A 22,059-nucleotide genomic window follows, 5' to 3' on the forward strand; every position below is an offset into this window, starting at 1 on the left:
CAGAGACTCCGCGCAGGTGCCTGTCGGCAAGTTTTCAGCTATCGATCGGGCGGTGTGGATGCCCACGATTCGGGGCACCCGGGCTGTCAGGTGTGGCGTGAGGGACTTCACGTCGGTGCGGGTGACGGAATGAGCCGCTGTTGTTTCGGAAGTTGTTTCTCGCGCCGAAAACATCGGAGGCGATTTGGTTTCGCGAACATCGCCCGAATATCGCTGCGCGGAATGGTCGCGGAAGAAGGGCAGGCGCTGAGGAAATCGGCGAAATCGCGGGTGGGCGGCCGGAGGTGAGGGCAGTCGTTCGGCAAGGTTCGGGGCGTACCAACGTTGGACCAACCTTGCGCACCGATAGTGTGCACCGAACACCGTCGAGACATGCAAGGAGCGCACCATGGGTAACCGTGCCGGGTCCGTACACCGCGACCGAGATCTCCACGCCCAGTGGGGAAGTCACCGTCATCGCGCGATCGAGGCCACCGGCGAAGCGAGTGACGTGCTCGCTCTGCTCACCGAGATGCACGGCCCGGTTGTCCTCTATCTGGCGCCCGGCACCGACGGCCGCAGTCCGATCTGCGTGCGCCGCGCCGAATTCTGTCCCAGCGCAGACGATGTCATGGCCGGCCGCACCGCCGCGCACACCGAGTTCTGGATGGCGGGCGACTTCTACGCCGGATTCGAGGACCTCGATGTCGGCATCGAGGTACGCAGCGCGGTACGGACCGGACGACAATCCGGCTCGCTCGAATCCGACTGCGGTTTCCGCTTCACGCTGCGCATCAGCAAGCCCGAAGCCGCGGAACTGGTCGACGAGGCCTCCTGAACCCTTCCGGCTCACCAGAAGCGGGGTGTCAACGACCAATCGGCGAATTCGGCGCTGAGCAGCTCGCGCAGCGCGGCCCGGTTCGGGAAACGGTCCGGGTCGGCACCGGTGACCACCAGGGTGACGGTGTCGTCGTCGCAGGAGAACGCCAGGTTCACGCCGACCTCCACCTGGCGGAACAACTCCACCGGGCCGGGATTCACCACCGGGCGCATGATCACGTCGCGGGCGCGATGACCGTCGAGCACCGCGATGTTCTGCGCGGTGCGACCCATGTTGGTGCACAGGCATTCCGGTGCCTTGGCGGTGCGGGCGAACTTGTGCAGCACCACCTTCGGCAGCAGCATCTGCACCGGCTGCAGGTGTTGGATCGGCGGAATCGTCGCCGGATCGCGGTAGGCGAGGGCGGCGGCCTTGAGCGACGTCCGCACCTCGGGCAGGTCGGTGCGGGCGCCGGCGCGGTAGGCGACGCTGATCGGCAGGCCGGTGGTCGCGTTGGCGCGGGGGTCGTCGGCCGCACGCATCGAGTGCGGAATGTCGACGCGCACTTGCGCTCCGTCGGCGATGCGGCCACTGCGACCGAGCAGACCGACGGCGACGCCGATCAGCAGGCCGTTGGTTGTGCCGCCGTGCGCCGCGGCGACGGCGTCCCACTCGGCCAGGTCGAGCTGGACGATCGCGTCGGCGGCCTGCCAGGTGTCGGCATGCGGCAGCCGGGGCTGGGCCGGCCGCGGATTGCGGGCCGGTTCGCTCACACCACGCGCCCGCCGCGCGGCCCGCACACCGCGTGTCACCGCGCGCAGCTGGGCGCGTGCGTCGGCGAGGTCGGCGGCCAACCGGCCGGGCCCGGCGACCGGCCCGACCAGCCTGCCCGCGCTCGCGTCGCGGTCGGGCTGCTCACCGCGTCCGAGGCGGTCGAGCGAGTCGACGATCGCGTGCATCATGCCGCCGCCGTCGCAGGCGACATGGGAGGCGACGAGGGTGACCACCGTGCCACCGGATTCGGTCGGGGCACCGGCCAGTTGCCACACCAGCCCCCGGGCCGGGTCGAATTCCACCGCGGCCTGCTCGAGGAACCAGTCGAGTACGGCGTCGTCGGGGATCGGGGTGTCCGACCACCGCAGCGGCAGCGACTCGGTGGCGGGCTCCCAGTGGGCGCGCGCGATCGGGAAACGGGTGGTGCGCACGCGGCGGGCGATGAAACCCGTGGCCAGATGAGCGTGCCAGCGCTGCAACGACTCCCGGCCGACGGCGGTGTCGAACCGGTAGGCCAGCTGGTTGACCAGGGCGTTGGGGTAGAGGCTGTGGAGTTTGAAGAACAGGTCGTCGTCGGCGGTGATCCGGTTGAGGCCGGTGGTGGCAACCGGGACGACGGGCGAGGTGACAGTCATCGGGGAATCTCCTGATCAGCGGGAACGCAGGGTGCGCACGGTGAGCGGCGCGAAAACGGCGACCACGACCACCGAAGCCACCAGTGACCACCAGGCGTCGGCGCCGATCGTGCCCTCGGCGGCCAGCGTCCGCACCGCCGACACCAGGTAGGACACCGGGTTCAGGTCCGAGACGTGGCGCATCCAGGTGGGCATCGCCTCCTCGGGCACCAGCGCGTTGGACGCGAAACCGAGGAAGGTGAGCACGAGCATGCACATGCCCTGCACGGCGGCCGGGCGGGCGATGGTCGCGCCGATGAAGGCGAACAACCAGCTGATGGCGGTGGTGGCGAAGACGACGAGCACCGCGCCCGCGAGGAAACCGGCCGTGTGTTCGGGCCGGTAGCCCATGGCGAAGCCCACGACCACGACCGTCGTCGCGGCCAGCAGGTAGCGCACCGTGCCCGCCAGCAATGCGCCCGCAACCGGTGCCGAGCGGGCGATCGGCATGGCGACGAACCGGTCGAACACCCCCGAATGGATGTCCTCGGACAGCTGCACACCCGTGGCCACCGAAGAGGTGAGCACGATCTGCACCAGCACGCCCGGGATCATGATCGGCAGATACGCCGCCATGCTGCCCGCGATGGCGGTGCCGAAGATATTGCCGAACAGCACCGGCCCCACGATCGGCAACAGCAGTGCGTCGTAGAGCAATTGCGGGCTGTGCCGGAAGGTGAGCAGCCCACGCCACGCCATCATCAGCGAATGCTGCAGCGCGGCGAACGGACTCACCCTGGTGACGCGCGGCGCGCGCACGACCTGGGTGGTCGTCTTCTCGGTGGTGAGAGTCATTGCGGTGCTTTCACGAAGGGCGGTCATGCCGCGTCGGCGGAGGTCGCGTGGCCGGTCAACGACAGGAACACCTCGTTGAGGTCGGGACGGTCGACGGCGAATCCCCGCAGCTCGATGCCCGCGGCGCGGCAGGCGGCGACGATGTCGGCGCCCGTTCCCACCTCCGGCAGGGCGACGGTGAGCGTCCCGGTGGATGACCCCTCGGGCACCTCGCCGGTGAGCTCGCAGATCAGCGCCTCGGCCCGGCGCAGGTCGGCGGTGTCGGGAATGTCGAGGCGCAGCACCTGCTCGCCGATCGACGACTTCAGTTCGGCCGCAGTGCCTTCCGCGACGAGGCTGCCACGATCGATCACCGCGATCCGGTCGGCCAGCGCGTCGGCCTCCTCCAGGTACTGGGTGGTCAGCAGGACGGTCGCGCCGCGCTCGACGAGCCCGCGCACGATGCCCCACATGCGGTCACGGGTGTGCGGGTCCAGCCCGGTGGTCGGCTCGTCGAGGAAGATCAGCGGCGGCACGGTGATGAGCGTGGCCGCCAGATCCAGGCGTCGGCGCATCCCACCGGAGAACGCGCTGACGCTGCGCCGCGCCACCGCCGACAACTCGAACTCCTCGAGCAACTCGTCGGCCCGGGCGGCGGCGGCCCGCCGCGACAATCCGAGCAGCCGGCCGAACAGGCGCAGATTCTCGGCGGCGGTGAGGGTTTCGTCGACGGAGGCGTACTGGCCGGTGAGCCCGATCATCGACCGGACGGCCGTGGCATCGCGCACCACGTCGTAGCCGAACACTTCGGCGTTGCCACGATCGGGACGCAACAGGGTGGCCAGCATGCGCACCGTGGTGGTCTTGCCCGCTCCGTTGGGGCCGAGCATGGCGAACACCGATCCGGCCGCGATGCTGAGATCGATGGCGCCCACGGCGGTGAAGTCGCCGTAGGACTTGCCGAGACCGCTGGTGCGGACGGCGATGTCGGTGCTCACTGCGGCCTCCCGGCGTGGTCGAACTGGGGTGTCGGAACAGACAGGGGGACAAGGGCTTCCACCTCGTCGGCGGCGCGGGCCAGGCCGTCGTCACGGAAACCGACCGCGTACGCGGCGGCCCGGGCCACCACCTGCGGTTCGGCGACCGCGTCGAGCAACGCGTCGAGGCGATCGGCGTCCAATGCGGCGGCGCGGGTCGTCGCGGCGAGGCCGAGCCGCGACAGCGCCGTGCCCCAATACGGCTGATCGGCTTGGATCGCGCAGATGACCTGCGGCACACCAGCTCTCAGCGCGGCAGCGGTCGTCCCGGCGCCACCGTGGTGCACGGCCGCCAGGCAGCGCGGGAACACCGTCGCGTGGTCGACCTGCTCGACGACGGCCACCTCGGGCGAGAGCTCCGGCTCGATCCCGGCCCAGCCCGCCGCGAGCAGCAGTCGCCGCCCGCGCCGCGCGCACACGGTGCGCAGCATGTGGACCAGGGCGGCGGGATCATCGACGGTCATCGACCCGAAACCGACATAGATCGGGGCGGGTCCCGCCACCAGCCAGGCCGCCAGCGCGGGATCGGCTGGGGCGCCGAGGAATCCGTCGCTGTCCACGATGAATCCGGTGACCGGGTGCCGTTCGGGCAGCTCGGCGGCCAGCCCGGGAAACAGGTCGGTGTCGTAGGCCTGGAGCGACACCCGATCGGGCAGCGGATGGTCGACGATCCCCGACTCGGACAGCGGCTCGGCCAGGGCGGCGTCGCGCGCCCACCGCAGACCCGACCAGATCCGGCGGTTGAGCGCACCGGGCACCCGCCGCCCCCAGCCGGTCGGCACCACCGGCACCGACCGGCTGGGGTGGATCGGGAAGAAATGCACTGCCGCCAACGGCAACCCGACGTGCCGTGCCGCCTTCTCCGCCGCCTCCTCGCCCGCCATGCCGGTGACGAGCACGTCGTGCCCCGGGGCGAGCGCGAGCAGGTCACGCACCGCCTCGGCGACACCGCGTCGCTGCAGATCCAGCACCGCGCGCATGCGCTGACGCGGACTGGCGCTACGAAAGCGCCGGTCGGCGTGCTGGGTGCGCAGCAGTTCGGCGCTGTCGCACCCGAACCCGACCGCGGCGATGCCGTGGCCGGTGGCGAACTCGACGAGATTGGGCGACAGTGCGAGCGTCACCGCGTGCCCGCGAGCGATGAGCTCGCGGGCGAGGAGGATGCCGGGCTGGGCATCGCCCCTGCTTCCGGTGAAGGCCAGCAGTGCACGCATGGTCAGCTCGCGCTCAATGCCGCCGGCACGTCGGCGACCGGGGCGGCCGCGACAGGCGCGGCGATCGTGGTCACCGCGTACATGGCCCGGGCGAATTCGGTGAGGTAGCGGTCCATCACCTCGGCGGGCAGACCCGCCGGATACCGGGTGGAGACATAGAGGCCCTCGGGGCCGCGCACCACCCAGAAGTACACCTCCTCGGTCGAGTACGACACCGCGCGCAGGGTCCGCCCGCGCAGGTCGGCGACGAGTTCGTAGTCGGGCAGCATCCGGATGTCGAGGAACGACGCGCCGAAGGTCGGGCCTTCCATCGCACCGACCATGGCCAGCGAGCGACCCCACGAGGCGTCGTTGCAGATATGGGCGCGTTTGAGTGAGGCCCGGGTGGCGGTGAGCGCGGCCGCCATGTCGGCGCCCGAGGGCAGGGTGATGTCGACGGGTACGACATTGACGAACCAGCCCATCGACTCGAGCCAGGTCAGGTCGGGCCTGGTCGCGATCGGCATCACCGTGCGGAACCGGTCCTGGCCGAACACCTCTCGCCAGGCCACGGCCAGGGCGGCGAACACCGTGACCGACAGCCGGTGCTTGAGCTGATCCAGCCGAGCCTCCACCTCCTCGAGTTCGGCGATGGTCAGCAGGGTGCGCGACACGCTGGGCTGGGCGTGCTCACCGTCGAGTTCGGCCACCATGCCCGCGCCGAAACGGGGCATCGGGGAACCGGGGGCACCGAGAAAATCCCGCCACACCGCCACGGCGGGGGAGTCGGGGGTGAGTTCCTCGGCGGCGGCGCGCTCGATGGCGGCGAAATCGGCGGGGCTGCCGAACGTCGAGGAGTCGCGGATCTCGCCGCCGGTGGCGACGGCGGTGTAGAGGGTGCGCAATTCCAGGATCAGCACGGCCTGGGAGTAGGCGTCGAGTACGGAGTGGTCGGCGCCGACCAGCACGGTGAAGTCGTCGGTGTCGTGGGCGACCGTCGCGACGAGCAGGTGCGGCCACACCAGGGCCGAGAGCCGCAATTCCAGGACATCGCAGAGGAATTCGTTGATCTGTTCACCGTCGGTGAGATCGGCGACCGGGGCTGAGGTGACGCGGACGGTGCCGGGCGCGGTGGTGATGCGGTGGTAGTCGCCGTCGCCGGTGGGTGCGACCGTGGTGCGGAAACCCTCGTGACGGTCGTGCCACAGCTCGAGGGTCCGTGCCCAGGCTCGCTCGTCGAGTGGGGCGTCCATCTCGAAGATGGTGCCGATCCAGCGGCCACGGCCGGGCTGCGGGTCGTCGGGATCGAGGAAACCGAGGTACTGGGCGTGGACGCTGGCCAGCGGCCGTTCGTCGTCGTGCCAGGAGTCGGGCGAGATCAGCTCAGGGGTCCAGATCGACAGATCGCCGGATCGGATGCGGAAATCGGAGAGATGGGTGTATTCCATGCCGGGTCACCTCATGGTGGAAGAACGTGCCGAGAACGGCGGTGAATGGAAGCGGTGAAGACGGGACGCGACACCGGGTGTTGCTCTGGATCCCGCACCGGATGTAGCTGGCGAACCCTGGGCTATCCGGAGTCTATAACTCTGTGAGAATTCTGAAAGACGGCTTAGTCACAACTTCCAGATGTGAAGAAGATCACTTTCTCAATTGTGATCGATCACCGGCGCGACACCATGCCCCTGGAGTAGGGGGCATCGGTTTCCGGGGCAACGACCGGCATCCGGGCATCGACGATCAGACCGAGAAGCCCGAAGGCGAGACAGACCACCGACACCGCGATGGCCGCCGGATGCGTGCCGCCGGTCAGCGCGTCGGCCAGCACGACTGTCGCGATGGTCCCCGGCGCCGAGCCGACCACCGTCGCCAGCAGGTACGGAGTGAACCGCACCGACGACAACCCGCAGCAGTAGTTCACGACCGAGAACGGCGCGAACGCGATGAGCCGCAGCGCGGCCACCGCGAGCCAGCCGCGCTGCGCCAGCCGCAGATCGACCGCCCGCACCGCCGGATGGGTGAGGTGCTCGGCGACTCGTGCGCGCCCGATCGCCCGCACCCCGAGCAGGGCGAGACCGGCGCTCACGCCCGTGGCCCCGAGGGCGATGACCGACCCGAGCAGCGGACCGAACAGCACCCCGCCTGTGACCGTCAGTACGGTGCGCGGTACCGGCGCGACCGCGACGAGGGAGTAGAAGAGGAAGAACAGCAGGGGAAGCAGTGGTCCCACGCCGCCCGCCCAGTCCCTGACCTGCTGTGGGCCGGGAAGGGGAACCAGCATCGCCACCACGAACAGGGCCGCCAACCCGGCCAGGGTCAGCAGCAGTCGGGGGGAGCGGATCAGCTGGAGCACCGCGACAGCGTACCGGTCGGTAGGGGATGGCCCCAGTGGGTGGACACGATGTCACAGATAGCATCGGAGGCGAACCGGACACATCCCGGTTCGCCGTGACGGAGGAGAGAACAGCAGCTATGCCGATTGGTTCAGAGGCAGGGGCAGGTCTCGCACCGGATCCGGTGCCCGAGTACGCCGCCTGGCGCAAGGGTGTGGCAGGCGTGCTGGCCAAGGCGCGACGGGTCGATATCGCCGAGCTGCCCACCGAGCCCGAGCATCTGCTCGACGAGACCACCTATGACGGGCTCACCATCGCCCCGCTCTACACCCGCCGCGACGAGCTGCCCGAGCAGCCGCTGCCCGGCACCTTCCCGTTCGTGCGCGGCGGCGACGCCACCCGCGACCCGCAGCGCGGCTGGTTCGTCGGCGCCTTCGCCGGTTCGGCCGACGCCGCGAGCACCAACCGCGCCATCCTCACCGGGCTCGAGAACGGCGTCAGCGCGATCTCGCTCGGGGTCGGCGACCACGGCGTGCCGGTGACGCAGATCGCGACCGCCCTGTCCGGGGTGCTGTTCGAACTCGCGCCGCTGTCGCTGGTCGCAGGCGCGGAGGTGAGCGCAGCCGCCGAGCAGGTGTTCGAGGTGCTCGACGGCTACCAGCTCGAGGACCGCTCCCAGATCCGGGTCGGCCTGGGCGCCGCGCCGCTCACCGATGCTTTCGCCGGTCATGCCGACCTCGATGTCGAGCAGGCCGTCGCGCTGGCTCGTCGCGCGATCGCCCGTCCCGAAGCGGTGCGTGCGATCACCGTCGACGGCACCGCCTTCCACAACGCCGGTGCCGCCGACGCACAGGAGCTCGGTGCCTCGATCGCCGCCGGCCTGGCCTACTTGCGCGCACTGACCGGTGCGGGCGTCGACATCGCCGACGCGTTCGGTCAGCTCGAGTTCCGCTACGCGGCCACCGACGACCAGTTCGCCACCATCGTGAAGTTCCGCGCCGCCCGCCGTCTCTGGGCGCGTGTGGCCCAGGTGTGCGGTGCGCCCGCTTTCGGTGCCGCCCCGCAGCACGCGGTCACCTCCTCGGCCATGATGACCCAGCGCGATCCGTGGGTGAACCTGCTCCGCACCACCCTCGCCGCGTTCGGTGCCGGTGTCGGCGGGGCCGATTCGGTCACCGTGCAGCCGTTCGACTCCGCCCTGCCCGCGGGCGAACTCGGTGTGTCACAGTCGTTCTCGGAGCGCATGGCCCGCAATATCCAGCTGCTGCTGCTCGAGGAATCCCACCTGGGTCACGTGCAGGATCCCGGTGCCGGTTCGTGGTATGTCGAGTCGCTCACCGACGAACTCGCCGCCAAGGCCTGGGAATTCATGCAGGAGATCGAGGCCGCCGGTGGTTACCCGGCCGCGCTCGACACCGGACTGATCGCCGCGCGCGTCGCCGAGACCGCCGCCGCGCGCGCCGCCGACATCGCGCATCGCAAGACCGCCGTCACCGGTGTCAACGAGTTCCCGAACCTCGCCGAGGCGCCGCTGTCGGAGCAGGCGCGTGAACAGGCGTCGCTGGTGCGCTACGGTGCCGCGTTCGAGGCCCTGCGCAACCGCTCGGACGCCTACCTCGCGGTGAACGGTGAGCGGCCCAAGGCGCTGATCGTGGCGCTCGGCCCGGTGGCCGAACACAACGCGCGCACCATCTTCACCGCTAACGTGCTTGCCTCCGGCGGCATCGAGTCGGTGAACCCCGGACCGCTCGCCGTCGAGGGAATCGCCGCTGCCGCAGCCGGTTCCGGTGCGCGCATCGCGGTGCTGTGCGGTGCGGACAAGCGCTACGGCGAGGAAGCGGGCGCGGCGGTCGAGGCGCTGCGCGGCGCCGGGATCGAGACGGTGCTGCTGGCCGGGCCGGAGAAGGCCGTCGAGCAGTACAGCGGAACGCGGCGTCCCGACGGATTCCTGAGTCTGCGCATCGACGCGGTCGCGGTCCTGTCGCAGCTGCTGGAGAAGGTGGGAGCCTGATGACCACATCCGATATCGAGCACCGCATCGGCAGTTTCGCCGAGGTGCCGCTCACCGAGCGGGCGCCCGAGCCCGCCGCCGTGGACGCGGATCAGGTGCGGGAGTTCGTGGCCGGGGCGGCCGCGGCCAACCACACCACCGCCGACCAGCTCACCTGGGCCACACCGGAGGGCATCGACGTGCCGCCGGTGTTCACCAAGGCCGACCGTGATGCCGTTGTCGCAGAGGGCTATCCGCTCGACACGGTGCCCGGCGTCGCGCCGTTCCTGCGTGGTCCCTACCCGACGATGTACGTGAACCAGCCGTGGACGATCCGCCAGTACGCGGGCTTCTCCACCGCAGCGGATTCCAACGCCTTCTACCGCCGCAACCTGCAGGCGGGCCAGAAGGGTCTGTCGGTGGCCTTCGACCTGGCCACCCACCGTGGCTACGACTCCGACCACCCGCGCGTCCAAGGTGACGTCGGCATGGCCGGTGTGGCGATCGACTCGATCCTGGACATGCGCCAGCTCTTCGACCAGATCCCCCTCGACCAGGTGTCGGTCTCGATGACCATGAACGGCGCGGTGCTGCCGATCCTGGCGCTCTACGTCGTCGCCGCCGAGGAACAGGGCGTCACGCCCGAGCAGCTGGCCGGAACCATTCAGAACGACATTCTGAAAGAGTTCATGGTCCGCAACACCTACATCTACCCGCCCAAACCCTCGATGCGGATCATCTCCGACATCTTCGCCTTCACCAGCGCGAAGATGCCGAAGTTCAACTCGATCTCCATCTCGGGTTACCACATCCAAGAGGCCGGTGCGACAGCCGATCTCGAGCTGGCGTACACCCTGGCCGACGGTGTGGAGTACATCCGCGCGGGCATCGCCGCGGGTATGGATGTCGACAAGTTCGCCCCGCGCCTGTCGTTCTTCTGGGCCATCGGCATGAACTTCTTCATGGAGGTCGCCAAGCTGCGCGCCGGACGCCTGCTGTGGAGCGAATTGGTGTCGAAGTTCGAGCCCAAGAGCGCGAAATCGCTGTCGCTGCGCACCCATTCGCAGACCTCCGGCTGGTCGCTGACCGCCCAGGACGCCTACAACAATGTGGCGCGCACCTGCATCGAGGCGATGGCCGCGACCCAGGGCCACACCCAGTCGCTGCACACCAACGCCCTCGACGAGGCCCTCGCGCTGCCGACCGACTTCTCCGCCCGCATCGCCCGCAACACCCAGCTGCTGATCCAGCAGGAGTCCAACACCACCCGCCCGATCGACCCGTGGGGCGGTTCGTACTACGTCGAGTGGCTCACCCACCAGCTCGCCGAGCGGGCCCGCGCCCACATCGCCGAGGTGGAGGCCCATGGCGGCATGGCGCAGGCGATTTCGGAAGGCATTCCGAAGCTGCGCATCGAGGAGGCCGCCGCCCGCACCCAGGCGCGGATCGACACCGGGCAGCAGCCGGTGATCGGCGTCAACAAGTACCAGGTCGAAGAGGACCACGAGGTCGAGGTCCTCAAGGTCGAGAACTCGCGGGTGCGTGCCGAGCAGATCGAGAAGCTGGAACGTCTACGCGCCGAACGTGACCCGGTTGCGGTCGAACAGGCGCTGGCCGAATTGACCCGTGCGGCAGCGGCTTCCGAGGGTGGCATGGAGAACAACCTCCTCGCGCTGGCCATCGACGCGGCCCGCGCCAAGGCCACTGTCGGTGAGATCTCCGACGCGCTGGAGAAGGTGTACGGCCGTCATCAGGCCGAGATCCGTACCCTGTCCGGTGTGTACCGTGACGAAGCAGGCAAGGCATCCAATATCGGTGCCGCCATCGCGCTGGTCGAGGAGTTCGCCGAGGCCGAGGGCCGCCGCCCCCGCATCCTGGTCGCCAAGATGGGCCAGGACGGGCACGACCGCGGCCAGAAGGTGATCGCGACGGCGTTCGCCGACCTCGGCATGGACGTCGACGTGGGCCCGCTGTTCCAGACCCCCGAAGAGGTGGCGCGCCAGGCGGCCGACAACGACGTGCACATCGTCGGTGTCTCTTCGCTGGCCGCGGGTCACCTCACGCTGGTGCCCGCGCTGCGGCAGGCGCTGGCCGCTGTGGGGCGCCCCGACATCATGGTCATCGTCGGCGGCGTCATCCCGCCCGGTGACTTCGACGAGCTCTACGAAGCGGGCGCGGCGGCGATCTTCCCGCCCGGCACCGTCATCGCCGACGCGGCGATCGACCTGCTGCGCAAGCTCGGTGCCTCGCTCGGCCACGAGCTCGGGGGCGACACCCCGGCATGATGTGGCCGGCCCGCTGCGCCACGGACGAATGTGCCTGCGGCGCAGCGGGTTCGGGCCTGCCTATGTGGGTGGGTGACGGGCACACGGTGGAGGCACCGGGTCGGCGGCAGCGCGGACCGGTGCCGGTCGGAGGGACACGGACATGAACGAGGCCGCACAGGGCGGGCATCCCCGCCTGGGCACCACGGCGGGTGTCGGGGCGCCCCGCAACGGCGAACGAGCCGTGGCGCGGACACCGCGCACCGTCGACGTCGACGCGCTCGCCGACGGTATCCGCGCCGGTCAGCGGGCCGCGCTGGCCCGGGCGATCACGCTGGTCGAGTCGACCAGGTTCGATCACCGAGAACTCGCCCAGCAGCTGCTGCTGCGAGTGAGCGGGGAACCCGGTGCGGTGGTGTCGAACCGGGTCGGGATCACCGGCGTGCCGGGCGTCGGCAAGTCGACCTTCATCGACGCGCTCGGCATGTACCTGCTCGGCAAGGGGCATCGGGTCGCGGTACTGGCCGTCGACCCGTCCTCGACCCGCACCGGCGGGTCGATCCTCGGCGACAAGACCCGGATGGCGCGGCTGTCGCTGGAAGCCGACGCGTTCATCCGGCCCTCGCCCACCGCGGGCACGCTCGGCGGCGTGGCCAAGGCCACCCGCGAGACCATCGTGCTGCTCGAGGCGGCCGGGTACGACGTGATCCTGGTGGAAACCGTCGGCGTCGGGCAGTCCGAGGTGACCGTCGCCAATATGGTCGACGTGTTCTGCTTCCTCACCCTGGCCCGCACCGGAGATCAGTTGCAGGGCATCAAGAAGGGTGTGCTCGAGTTGGCCGAGGTGGTCGCGGTCAACAAGGCCGACGGCAAGCACGAGATGGAAGCCAAGAGCGCCGCCCGCGAACTGTCGGGCGCGCTGCGGCTGATCCACCCGCACGACGCGCTGTGGAAACCGCCGGTGCTCACCATGAGCGGGCTGGAAGGTCTCGGCCTGGACAAGTTCTGGGACACCGTGCTCGAACATCGGCGGGTGCTCACCGAGGCGGGGGAGTTCGCCGAGAAGCGCCGCCGGCAGCAGGTCGACTGGACCTGGACCATGGTGCACGACCAGATCCTGCGCCGTCTGACCGAGAATCCGCGCGTGAAAGAGGTTCGCGCGCAGGTGGAGTCGGCTGTTCGCGCCGGGGAGCTCACCCCCGCTCTCGCCGCCGAGGAAATTCTCGCGGCATTCGACCGGAATTGACGGTCGCCCCGCGATAGCTGGCCATGGTAAGGCTTGCCTATCGGTGCGGTGTCCGCTGAGGTTCATGGGGTTTCACCTCTAAGTTCGCGGATGATATTCCGTTGCCGCTCCATTCGCCAGCTGTTGTCTACGTCGATTTCCGTGGATGCTGGAAGGTAGACGCCGCAAGCGACTGCCGAGGAGGTAGTGATGGCGATCTACCGCACGAATCGGATCATGGGTAGCGACAAGACCCCCGAACAGGCGGTTCTCGGGGGAGACGGCCGGTGGCGGCTCACCTGGTTGCCGGAATTCGGCCTCACGACTGATCAGGCGATATCGGGACTGCGCCTTGATGAGATTCTCAGCGACCCGGACCTGGTCTACGACCGGATGGCGCTGGCGGAGGCCACCACTTGCGCCGATCGCATCGGCATCATCCTCGAGCTCGCGATGGTGCGCCTGTGGAAGCGACTGAACAGCGCGATCGCACTCTGTGGGCTCTTCATGGCCCGACTCGCCTGACCTGGCTCTACAAGGGCCTTACGGAACCCGCCGCGCGGACCGCGGTGGGTTTTTCTCGTCCAGGGGTTGCGCGAGAGGGCGTCCGTGTGAATACTTAGGTATGTGCCTAAGTATTCGAGCGGTGAAGCGGACGGGAGACTCGACGATGTCTTCCGGGCGCTCATGGATCCGACTCGGCGGGCGATCGTCGAGCGGCTGACGCGGGGACCCGCGTCGGTCTCCGAACTCGCGGCGCCTTTCGACGTCGCGATGCCGACGATCGTGCAGCACCTCAAAGCCCTGGAAGCGGGGCGGATCGTCGCCTCGGCCAAGGTCGGGCGCGTGCGCACCTACCAGTTGGTTCCCGGCGCCTTCGGGCCCGCGATCGACTGGCTGGGGCGCCAGCGTCCACCCGCCGAACGGCAGCTCGACCGGCTGACCGCATTGCTCACCGAAACCGCGAAATCCTCAGAAGGAGAACAACAATGAACACCGTGACCCGTTCCGTCAAGCACGCCCAGTTCACCATCGAGCGGGAGGTGCCCGTCGCGCCGTCCGTCGCCTTCCAGGCCTTCGCCGACCCCGCGATCAAGAGCCGTTGGTTCGGTGGCGAGGAAGGCTGGGAGCAGGGCGAGGTCTCCATGGACTTCCGCGTCGGCGGCCAGGAGATCAACGAGGGCACCTTCGAAGGGAAGATGACCTCCCGCTTCGTCGCCACCTACACCGACATCGTCGACGACGAACGCCTCGTCTACACCTACGACATGTGGATCAACGGCGACCACATCTCCACCTCGGTCGCCACCTGGGAATTCGAACCGACCAGCACCGGCACCAAGCTGACCCTGGTCGAATTCGGCGCCCACCTGGATGGGTTCGACACCGGTGCCCAGCGTGAAGAGGGCACACGCGAACTGGTCGACGCCCTGGTGCGCTACCTCAGCGCCGCGTGATCGGTCAGCCGTGACCCATGGCGCCCATGTCCATGCGCATCGGCGCCGGCCGCTGTCCCGGGGCGAGGACCAGGAACTGGCCCATCATCCCCTGATCCTCGTGGTGGAGCAGGTGGCAGTGGAACATGTAGGGGTAGGTGGGGTCGGTGTGGTCGGCGAAGCGCATGGCCAGGGTGTAGGTCGAGCCGGAGCTGGTGTAGACGGTGTCTTTCCAGCCGGATAGTGCTGGGGGAGGGGCCTTTCCGTCGACGGTGAGGATCTGGAACTGCACGTCGTGGACGTGGAAGTTGTGCGGCCAGTTGTCCTTGTTGCGCACCGACCAGACCTCGGTGGTGTCGACGGGGATGGTCATGTCGATGCGGTTCATGTCCATGCGCTGGTTGTTGATCATGAACCACTGCAGGTCGAAGGACCGTGTCGCCGGGGTCGTCGCGGCGGCGAGTGCGGTCACCGGGATCAATGACGTGGGTAGGGGTGCGCTGGGGCGCAGGGTTTCGGCGGCCTGGAGGGCGAGGATGTCGAAGGTGTCGTCGAAGCCGAACTCGGCGGCACGGTCGATGCCCGCGCGGTCGGTGATCGGCAGCGACCGCAGGGCGGTGTTCTCGCCGGGTCGCAGCGCGATCACGATCTCGGCGCGCTCGCCGGGGCTGAGCTGGAGCTGTTCCAGCGCAACCGGTTTCGGTAGCAGGCCGCCGTCCGTGCCGATCAGGTGGAAAGCCCGGCCGTCGGCGAGGGCGAGGTTGTAGAGGCGGCCCGAGGAGCCGTTGAGGATGCGCAAACGCACCCGTTCGGTGGTGACCCGCAGGTGCGCGCCCGCGATGCCGTTGGTGACGATGGTGTCGCCGAGCAAGCCCACATCGGTGGGATCGGACTCGTCCACCGCGCCGTCGGCGGTGAACCGGCGGTCCTGGATCACCAGCGGAATATCGTCCACCCCATATTCTTTCGGTAGGGCCAGGGCATCGGCGGCATCGTCATCGATGAGGAAGAAGCCGGACAGCCCCCGGTGCACATGCTTTTCCGTCGCGCCGTGCGGATGCGGGTGATACCAGAGGGTCGCGGCCTGCTGCTGCACCGTCCAGTTCGGCGTCCACACCGCGCCCGGCGCGATCATCTGATGCGGTCCGCCGTCGAACTTCGCGGGCAAATGCATGCCGTGCCAATGCACCGATGTCGCCTCGGGCAGGGCGTTGCTGATCGCGAACTCGACCCGCTCACCCCGCCGCGCTCGCACCGTCGGGCCGAGCACCGACCCGCTGTAACCCCAGGTAGACGTCGAGACCCCGCGCAACATCTCGCTCGAGCCCGCCTGGGCGCGCAGGGTGAACCGCCGGACACCGTCGGCACCGACCGACGACGGCGCGAGCGGCGGGATCGGCAGCGGACGAGTGCCATTCGCGGCCGAAACGGACGGCCGAACCGAACACCCGGCCGCATACACGACCGGGGCAAGAGCCAAGCCGGCGAGGAATCCTCGTCGCGAAACCACAGGCAACTCCATCTCTGAGGGGGAACCCCAGCTTCGCTCGGTTCCTCCGTGCCCGACTCAGCCCACCGGCCCGACTACCGCCCGGAAATTCCGCCCGCCCGACCCTTGCGCACCTTCCTATGGTCTGCTAGGTGGGCCTCCAAAGACCCTCGCCACCTGTAGGGCGATGCCGCCGGGCTCGAGGGCCACGTGTAGCGGCGGACGGCCCGGTGTGTCGTGGTTGCGGGCGGTCCGGCCTTCCGCGGTCGACGCATACGGTGGGAGCGTGATCGATGTGCGTGCTCGCCCTGACCTGCGCCGCCTGCTGCGGTGGCTGCCGGTGGCTGTGGTCCCGGTGCTGCTGGCGGCCAGCACGTATCCGGGTCAGTTCCGGGTGCCCGTGCACTATTGGGTGCTCGCGATGAGTGCCGCGGTGGTGTTCGCTGTGGGGCGGCGGTGGCCGTTGGCGGTGTCGCTCGTACTGTCAGCTCTTGCAGTCCCCATGTTTCGTACCGAGGCGTGGGGTGTTGCCGGTCTGGTGCCGTACCTCGGGACCGTGGCGTTGGTCGATGTCGTCGCCCGGACCGACCGGCGCCCGACCGTTGTACTCGCGACCGGCGGGTGGGCGGCAGCGGTTGTCCTCGGGTGGATCGGGCTGCACGACACATCCATCGGTCGCGCTTCCACCCTCGTCGAGGGCGTCGCCTACGTGGGGTTGCCGCTGCTGCTGGGGTTGTACCTGCGCGGGCAACGCGAACTGGCCGACAATCTGCGACTGCGCGCCGCCGACGCCGAAGCACGCACCCGCCTCGACGAACGAGCGGCGATGGCCAGGGAACTACACGACGTCGTGGCCCACCACATGGCGTCGATCATCCTGCGGATCTCGGTGGCCGGTCACGTTGTCCGGCAGGCGGATCCGCGGATAACCGCGGTCCTCGACGATGTCCGAGCCACCGCGACCGACGCGCTGGGCGACATCCGGAGACTGCTCGCGGTCCTCCGCGATCCCGCGCTGGGGGAGGTGGCGCTGGTCGAGCCCGACGCCGTCGGTGCGGAGATCGACGCCGCCGTCGCACGCGTACGAGCCGCCGGATTCACTGTCGAGGCGACCGTCGGTGACCTGGATGGGCTCGATGCCATCCGCAGGCTCACCCTGCTCCGGCTGGTGCAGGAATCACTCACCAATGTTATGAAGCACGCCAATCACGCTGTGCCGGTGCGATTCACGATCGATCGGGACGACCACGGCATCACCCTGACTGTCGTCAGCGGCGCCGACAATGCCGCGACAACGCCCGGCCATGGCATCGTCGGTATGCGTGAGCGCACCGAGCTCGCCGGCGGCACACTGACCGCCGCCGCCGAGGACCAGCGATGGGTCGTGCGTGCTCACCTTCCGGACCGGCCTCGAGGAGGACACGAGTGATCCGCGTACTACTCGCCGACGACCAGCGCCTGATCCGGGCCGGACTGCGGATGCTCATCGAGGACACCGACGACATCACCGTCGCCGGTGAAGCCGCAGACGGCGTCGAAGCGGTCCGCCTGCACACCGAACTACGCCCCGACCTGGTGATCATGGACCTGCGCATGCCGGGCCTCGACGGCATTGGCGCCACCCGGCAGATTCTCACCACCGACCCCCGGGCGAAGGTCCTGGTACTGACCACCTTCGACGACGACGAACACCTGTTCCCCGCCCTGTCCGCAGGCGCCACAGGTTATTTCGTGAAAGACACCGACCCCACCGTCCTCCTCGACGCCATCCGCCGCACCGTCGAAGGCGACCTCCTCTTCTCACCCACCCTGCTCCGCAGACTCGTCACCCGCGCACTGACAACCCCACGCGAAACCCCCTCACCCCCACCCGACCTCACCCCCCGCGAACGCGACGTCCTGCGCCTGGTAGCCGAAGGCCGCGGCAACCAGGAGATCGCCGACCGCCTCCACCTCGGCGTGAGCACCGTCAAAACCCACATCACCAACCTGCTGGACAAAACCGGCACCGACAACCGCGTCCGCCTCGCGGTCTACGCCTCCAAGTTGCCTTGATATCTCAATGGTGAGATACCTCATCATTGATTAGATCAACATTGAGATATATTTCCTGTGTCAGGCAGACGAGCTGTCACACAGGAGGTTTGATCATGCGTATCACGGTGTTCGGGGCGGGCGGAGCGGTCGGTGGCCGGGTGGTGTCCGAGGCGATCGCACGCGGACACGACGTCACCGCGGTCGTGCGCCGGGCTGTGGATATGCCCGACGGCGTGCGGGTGCGTATCGGCGATGCCGCGAACGCGGACGAGGTCGAAGCGCTCAGCGCGGGACAAGACGTCGTGGTCGCCGCCACTCGTCCTGCTCCGGGGCGTGAACCGGAACTGCCGGTCGTCGCCGCGGCCATGCTAGACGGCGTCGCGCGCAGTGGTGTCCGGCTGCTTGTCGTCGGCGGCGCGGCAACGCTGCTGGTGCCAGGCGTGGGCACCACGTTGCACGAAACATCGGGATTCCCCGCGGAATTGGCAGCCATCGCGCAGGCGTGCGCGGAGCAACTGGTGGCTTGCCGCGCGCACACGACCGCCGACTGGACCTATCTGAGCCCACCGGCCGAACTGAATCCGGGCGTGCGCACGGGCAACTACCGGGTCGGCGCCGACGACCTTCTGGTCGACGCCGACGGCCGATCCTGGATCTCGATGGAGGACTTCGCGGTGGCACTGCTCGACGAAGCCGAGCGTCCCACACACCGTCGCACCCGATTCACAGTCGCCGCGGGTGGATAGCAGCGATCGCCTGGACGAGTGCTCGACACGGAAGGCCTAGGACGCGTCGAGGTCGAACAGGTGGACGGCGTTGTCGTGGCACACCTTTCGGAGCCAGTCGTGGCCGAGGTCGAGGCGTTCGAGAGCGGCGACGGCCTCGGCGTAGGGGTAGGGAATGTTGGGGAAGTCGCTGCCGAAGAGGATGCGGTGGCCGAAAGCGGGTAGGCGGTCTTTTTGGTCGGTGGGGAAGGGGGCGCCTGCCTCGCTGAAGTCGGTCCAGACCATGGTCGTGTCGAGATAGAGCTGCGGGTATCGCTCGGCCAGGTCGAGGAATTCGCGGTATTCGGGGGTGCCCATGTGGGCGATGATCAGGCGCAGGGTGGGGAAGCGGCGCAGGAGTTCGGCGATGGGGGCGGGGCCGGTGAACTCGCCGGGTGCGGGGCCCGAACCGCAGTGGATGAGGACGGGGACGCCGGCGTCGGCGAGGATCGCCCACACCGGGTCGAGCAGCGGGTCGAGCGGGGAGAACGCGCCGACCTGGATGTGCACCTTGAAGATTCGCGCACCGCGCTCGATCGCGTCGGCCACATACCGTGGCGCGTCGGGTTCGGGGTAGAAGGTGGCGGTGTGCAGGCAGTCGGGGGTGCGGGCGGCGAACTCGGCGGTCCACTCGTTGAGCCACTCACCCATGTTCGGCTTGTGCGGGTACACCAGCGAGGTGAATGCCCGAACACCGAAGTCGCGCAACGTTTTCAGGCGCACCTCTTCGTCGTCGCGATAAGTGATCGGCCAGGGGCGGCCGGTGAGGGGGCCCGCCGTGTCGAAGTAGGCCCATACCTTGCGCATCACCTGATCGGGCATGAAATGGGTGTGTACGTCGACGATCGCGGGCAGCTCCAGCCTGCGGCGGAAGTCGGTGAGATAGGTGACGGTATCGATGGTCATGAGTGCTCCGGGTACAGGCGTCGCGCGAGCGCTCCGACGCGGGTGACGAGACGGTCGAAGAACACGACCGGGTCGGTGTCGATCACGATGTCGGCGTTGGGTTCCCGGCCCCACATGCCAGCCCAGTCGGCCACGGTCGTGGCCCGGGTGATGGTGCCCGCCAGCTCCACGTCGACGGTCGCCGGCCGGGTGGTCGCCAGGGTGTGATCGAGCGCTACGGCGGCGGCGAACGGGTCGTGCAAGTGCGCGAGGTACCCCAGGTCGTACTGGTGGTGGAAGTCGAAATAGAAACGCACCGCGTCGGTGAGGTACCGCACGATCGGATTGGTCGCGGCCGAACGCCATTCGACCGGATGGTCCGCGGCGACCAGATCCGGCGAGGTACTGCCCGCCGCCTCGGCCAGCAGGACGAGATGCTCGGGTCGCATCTCGATTCTCTCGGTGATGTCGAGCGCGCACACCAGCGGGCGACGATCCGGCGGTGCGGCGGAGAAGGCGTCGAACACCTCCTTGGCGGCTTCCGGATCGACGTGGATGTTCCACTCGTTGGTCGGCGTCGTATTGCCGGGGTGATTGAACGCCCCACCCATTACGACCAATCTGCGTAACAGCCGCGGAAGCTCGGGTTCCATCCGTAAGGCCAGCGCCAGATTGGTGAGCGGGCCGGTGCACAACCCGATCGCCGCACCCGGATTCGCGCGCGCCAGCTCCACCCACATCCGCGCCGCCGACCGCTCCGAAACCTCGCGCGGCGACAGCGGCAGGACCGCGTACCCGAGCCCCTGCGGACCGTGCGTGTCCTCGGTGGTGCGCAGCGGTATCGCCAGCGGCTCGGCCGCCCCCAGCGCCACCTCGATCTCGGGTGCCCGGCCGAGATCCAGCACGGCGAGCGTATTGGCCGCCACCTGCGCGGCAGGCACATTGCCCGCCGTGGCCGCGATACCGAGGATCTCGGCCTCCGGCGAGGCGAGCAGATAGAGCATGGCCAGGGAGTCGTCGATTCCGGTATCGACGTCGAGGATGATCGGCTGCGCCACGTTCCGAGAGTAACCAGGCGCCCGCACTCAGTAGCGCGGCAGGGCGAAGTCCTCGTTGTCGGCGAAGAACAGTTTCGCGGTGACGGGGCGCATCGGCCGCGACGTCAGCAGCCGCACACTGACGCGCATCATCCGGGTCATCAGGGCACTGCGCGGCACCATCATGTCGATGCCGCCACCGGGAATCTCCTTGGCCTTGGCGAGGAACGGGGTGATCGTGTCCTGGTAGCGGCGCAGTGCGGCGGGGAGATCGTGCGGAGTGGCGGCGATCTCCGCGGCCAGCACGTACCCGCCGACGATCGCCATCGCGGTGCCCATGCCCGTCAGCGGAGAACCGCAATACCCCGCGTCGCCGACCAGTGTGACCCGGCCGACCGCCAGTTCGGGCACGTCGACACGGGCGAGGTCGTCGAAGTAGAAGTCCGGCGTGGTCTCCATCGCGGCCAGGATCTCGGGGGCCCGCCAGCCCGTGTCACGGAGAGCTTCTCGGAGCAGTGAACGCTGGGCTTCGGGGTCGCGGCGCAGGGCGGGATCGATGCCGGTGCGCACCATGATGATGGCCTTCGCGGTGGCCGGGTCGCCGTCGGGCCGAATGCCGACCATCGCGCCGGGCAGCAGGCGCATGGCGAACCAGCCCGGTTCGGCGTCGGCGGGTGTCGGCATCGTGAAGAACGCGCCGTAGGCGCCGAGGTTGGTGACGAACCGGTCTTCCGGGCCGAACACCAGGCGGCGGGTCGCCGAATGGACGCCGTCGGCGCCGATCACCAGATCGAAGCGGCCGGTCTGCCCCGAGGCGAAGGTGACGTCGACGCCGGTGTCGTCCTGCTCTACGCGCTCGATCCAGTCGCCGTAGCGGTAGTCGAGGTGACCGTCGTCGGCTGCGGTGACCGCGTCGAGCAATACCTGATTGAGATCGCCACGGGTGATCTCGATGTCGGCGACGGCGCCCTTACCGTCGAAGTCCTCCATCGCCATGCGGGCATAGACGCGACCGTCGCCGTCGACGTAGGCCATACCGCGTTCGTCGAGCTGGTGCTTGCGGATGCCCTCCATCAGCCCCATGCGTTCGACGGCTTCCTTGCTCGGTCCGCGCAGATCCACCGCCTGACCGCCGGGCCGGGGGACCGCCGCCCGCTCCACCACTGTGGTGCGAATGCCCTTGCGCAGCAACTGGAGTGCGACCGTATTGCCCGCGATGCCGCCGCCGGCGACCAGAACATGCAGTGCAGTGGAGGTCATAGTGTGTCCCGCCTCGAAATTTGAACGAATGTCTTAGACCAATGTCTAACAGAGGTTTGCACGGATGTCTAGTACAAATGTCTAAGAC

The 22,059-nt window shown here is 68.8% G+C and carries 20 protein-coding genes; 10 read left to right on the forward strand and 10 right to left on the reverse strand.

Annotated elements, in window-relative coordinates:
- The first annotated feature begins 388 nt into the window (after window positions 1–388).
- Entirely contained in the window at window positions 389–817 is a 429-nt protein-coding gene (locus AB0I19_RS02880) for a DUF779 domain-containing protein (RefSeq protein ID WP_357143709.1), read from the forward strand.
- 11 nt (window positions 818–828) lie between these two features.
- On the opposite strand, the gene AB0I19_RS02885 is transcribed toward AB0I19_RS02880, so the two are convergent.
- From AB0I19_RS02885 to AB0I19_RS02910, 6 genes are all read right to left on the reverse strand, one after another.
- Complete coding sequence (locus tag AB0I19_RS02885) at window positions 829–2,208, reverse strand: hypothetical protein (protein ID WP_357143711.1); 1,380 nt, start codon at window positions 2,206–2,208, stop codon at window positions 829–831.
- A gap of 15 nt (window positions 2,209–2,223) precedes the next feature.
- On the reverse strand, window positions 2,224–3,042 hold the full coding sequence (locus AB0I19_RS02890; protein ID WP_225279700.1) for an ABC transporter permease: 819 nt from the start codon (window positions 3,040–3,042) through the stop codon (window positions 2,224–2,226).
- A gap of 23 nt (window positions 3,043–3,065) precedes the next feature.
- Complete coding sequence (locus AB0I19_RS02895; protein WP_357143713.1) at window positions 3,066–4,019, reverse strand: ATP-binding cassette domain-containing protein; 954 nt, start codon at window positions 4,017–4,019, stop codon at window positions 3,066–3,068.
- A complete protein-coding gene (locus AB0I19_RS02900; RefSeq protein ID WP_357143715.1) occupies window positions 4,016–5,272 on the reverse strand; it encodes a nucleotide disphospho-sugar-binding domain-containing protein in 1,257 nt (418 codons plus the stop codon). Before AB0I19_RS02900 ends, AB0I19_RS02895 begins: the two co-directional genes overlap by 4 nt.
- 2 nt (window positions 5,273–5,274) lie before the next feature.
- Window positions 5,275–6,699, reverse strand: a complete 1,425-nt coding sequence (locus AB0I19_RS02905) for a condensation domain-containing protein (RefSeq protein WP_357143717.1) — start codon at window positions 6,697–6,699, stop codon at window positions 5,275–5,277.
- Window positions 6,700–6,914: 215 nt separating this feature from the next.
- Window positions 6,915–7,604, reverse strand: a complete 690-nt coding sequence (locus AB0I19_RS02910) for a TVP38/TMEM64 family protein (protein WP_357143718.1) — start codon at window positions 7,602–7,604, stop codon at window positions 6,915–6,917.
- A gap of 119 nt (window positions 7,605–7,723) precedes the next feature.
- On the opposite strand from AB0I19_RS02910, the gene AB0I19_RS02915 reads away from it, so the two are divergent.
- From AB0I19_RS02915 to AB0I19_RS02940, 6 genes are all read left to right on the forward strand, one after another.
- The gene (locus AB0I19_RS02915; protein WP_357143720.1) at window positions 7,724–9,595 is read left to right on the forward strand and encodes a methylmalonyl-CoA mutase family protein; all 1,872 of its coding nucleotides are present in this window, start codon (window positions 7,724–7,726) and stop codon (window positions 9,593–9,595) included.
- Entirely contained in the window at window positions 9,595–11,859 is a 2,265-nt protein-coding gene (scpA, locus tag AB0I19_RS02920; RefSeq protein ID WP_357143722.1) for a methylmalonyl-CoA mutase, read from the forward strand. The genes AB0I19_RS02915 and scpA overlap by 1 nt, the downstream gene beginning before the upstream one ends.
- Before the next feature lie 223 nt (window positions 11,860–12,082).
- Window positions 12,083–13,084: a methylmalonyl Co-A mutase-associated GTPase MeaB gene (gene meaB, locus AB0I19_RS02925; RefSeq protein ID WP_357145092.1), complete on the forward strand. Its 1,002-nt coding sequence runs from the start codon at window positions 12,083–12,085 to the stop codon at window positions 13,082–13,084.
- A gap of 189 nt (window positions 13,085–13,273) precedes the next feature.
- The gene (locus tag AB0I19_RS02930) at window positions 13,274–13,588 is read left to right on the forward strand and encodes a hypothetical protein (RefSeq protein ID WP_357143724.1); all 315 of its coding nucleotides are present in this window, start codon (window positions 13,274–13,276) and stop codon (window positions 13,586–13,588) included.
- Between the two features lie 102 nt (window positions 13,589–13,690).
- Window positions 13,691–14,056, forward strand: coding sequence for a metalloregulator ArsR/SmtB family transcription factor (locus tag AB0I19_RS02935; RefSeq protein ID WP_067489363.1), 366 nt, complete (start codon window positions 13,691–13,693; stop codon window positions 14,054–14,056).
- Entirely contained in the window at window positions 14,053–14,520 is a 468-nt protein-coding gene (locus AB0I19_RS02940) for an SRPBCC domain-containing protein (RefSeq protein WP_357143726.1), read from the forward strand. The genes AB0I19_RS02935 and AB0I19_RS02940 overlap by 4 nt, the downstream gene beginning before the upstream one ends.
- A gap of 4 nt (window positions 14,521–14,524) precedes the next feature.
- On the opposite strand, the gene AB0I19_RS02945 is transcribed toward AB0I19_RS02940, so the two are convergent.
- The gene (locus AB0I19_RS02945) at window positions 14,525–16,015 is read right to left on the reverse strand and encodes a multicopper oxidase domain-containing protein (RefSeq protein ID WP_357145095.1); all 1,491 of its coding nucleotides are present in this window, start codon (window positions 16,013–16,015) and stop codon (window positions 14,525–14,527) included.
- 259 nt (window positions 16,016–16,274) lie between these two features.
- On the opposite strand from AB0I19_RS02945, the gene AB0I19_RS02950 reads away from it, so the two are divergent.
- The 3 genes from AB0I19_RS02950 to AB0I19_RS02960 all read left to right on the forward strand — a co-directional run bounded on the left by AB0I19_RS02950 (window position 16,275) and on the right by AB0I19_RS02960 (window position 18,771).
- Window positions 16,275–17,417, forward strand: coding sequence for a histidine kinase (locus AB0I19_RS02950; protein ID WP_357143728.1), 1,143 nt, complete (start codon window positions 16,275–16,277; stop codon window positions 17,415–17,417).
- Window positions 17,414–18,043 carry a response regulator transcription factor gene (locus AB0I19_RS02955; RefSeq protein WP_357143730.1) on the forward strand — a complete coding sequence of 210 codons (630 nt, stop codon included), beginning with the start codon at window positions 17,414–17,416 and terminating at the stop codon, window positions 18,041–18,043. Before AB0I19_RS02950 ends, AB0I19_RS02955 begins: the two co-directional genes overlap by 4 nt.
- 95 nt (window positions 18,044–18,138) lie before the next feature.
- Entirely contained in the window at window positions 18,139–18,771 is a 633-nt protein-coding gene (locus AB0I19_RS02960) for an NAD(P)H-binding protein (RefSeq protein WP_357143732.1), read from the forward strand.
- A gap of 36 nt (window positions 18,772–18,807) precedes the next feature.
- Here AB0I19_RS02960 and AB0I19_RS02965 read toward each other — a convergent pair whose 3' ends face one another.
- The 3 genes from AB0I19_RS02965 to AB0I19_RS02975 are packed head-to-tail and all read right to left on the reverse strand — an operon-like array spanning window position 18,808 to window position 21,971.
- On the reverse strand, window positions 18,808–19,695 hold the full coding sequence (locus AB0I19_RS02965; protein ID WP_357143734.1) for an amidohydrolase family protein: 888 nt from the start codon (window positions 19,693–19,695) through the stop codon (window positions 18,808–18,810).
- Window positions 19,692–20,732: a nucleoside hydrolase gene (locus AB0I19_RS02970; protein ID WP_357143736.1), complete on the reverse strand. Its 1,041-nt coding sequence runs from the start codon at window positions 20,730–20,732 to the stop codon at window positions 19,692–19,694. Before AB0I19_RS02970 ends, AB0I19_RS02965 begins: the two co-directional genes overlap by 4 nt.
- A 27-nt stretch (window positions 20,733–20,759) precedes the next feature.
- Complete coding sequence (locus tag AB0I19_RS02975) at window positions 20,760–21,971, reverse strand: FAD-dependent monooxygenase (RefSeq protein WP_357143738.1); 1,212 nt, start codon at window positions 21,969–21,971, stop codon at window positions 20,760–20,762.
- Between the last annotated feature and the right edge of the window lie 88 nt (window positions 21,972–22,059).

It is taken from the genome of Nocardia sp. NPDC050413, assembly GCF_040655475.1.
Taxonomy (GTDB): Bacteria; Actinomycetota; Actinomycetes; order Mycobacteriales; family Mycobacteriaceae; genus Nocardia; species Nocardia coubleae.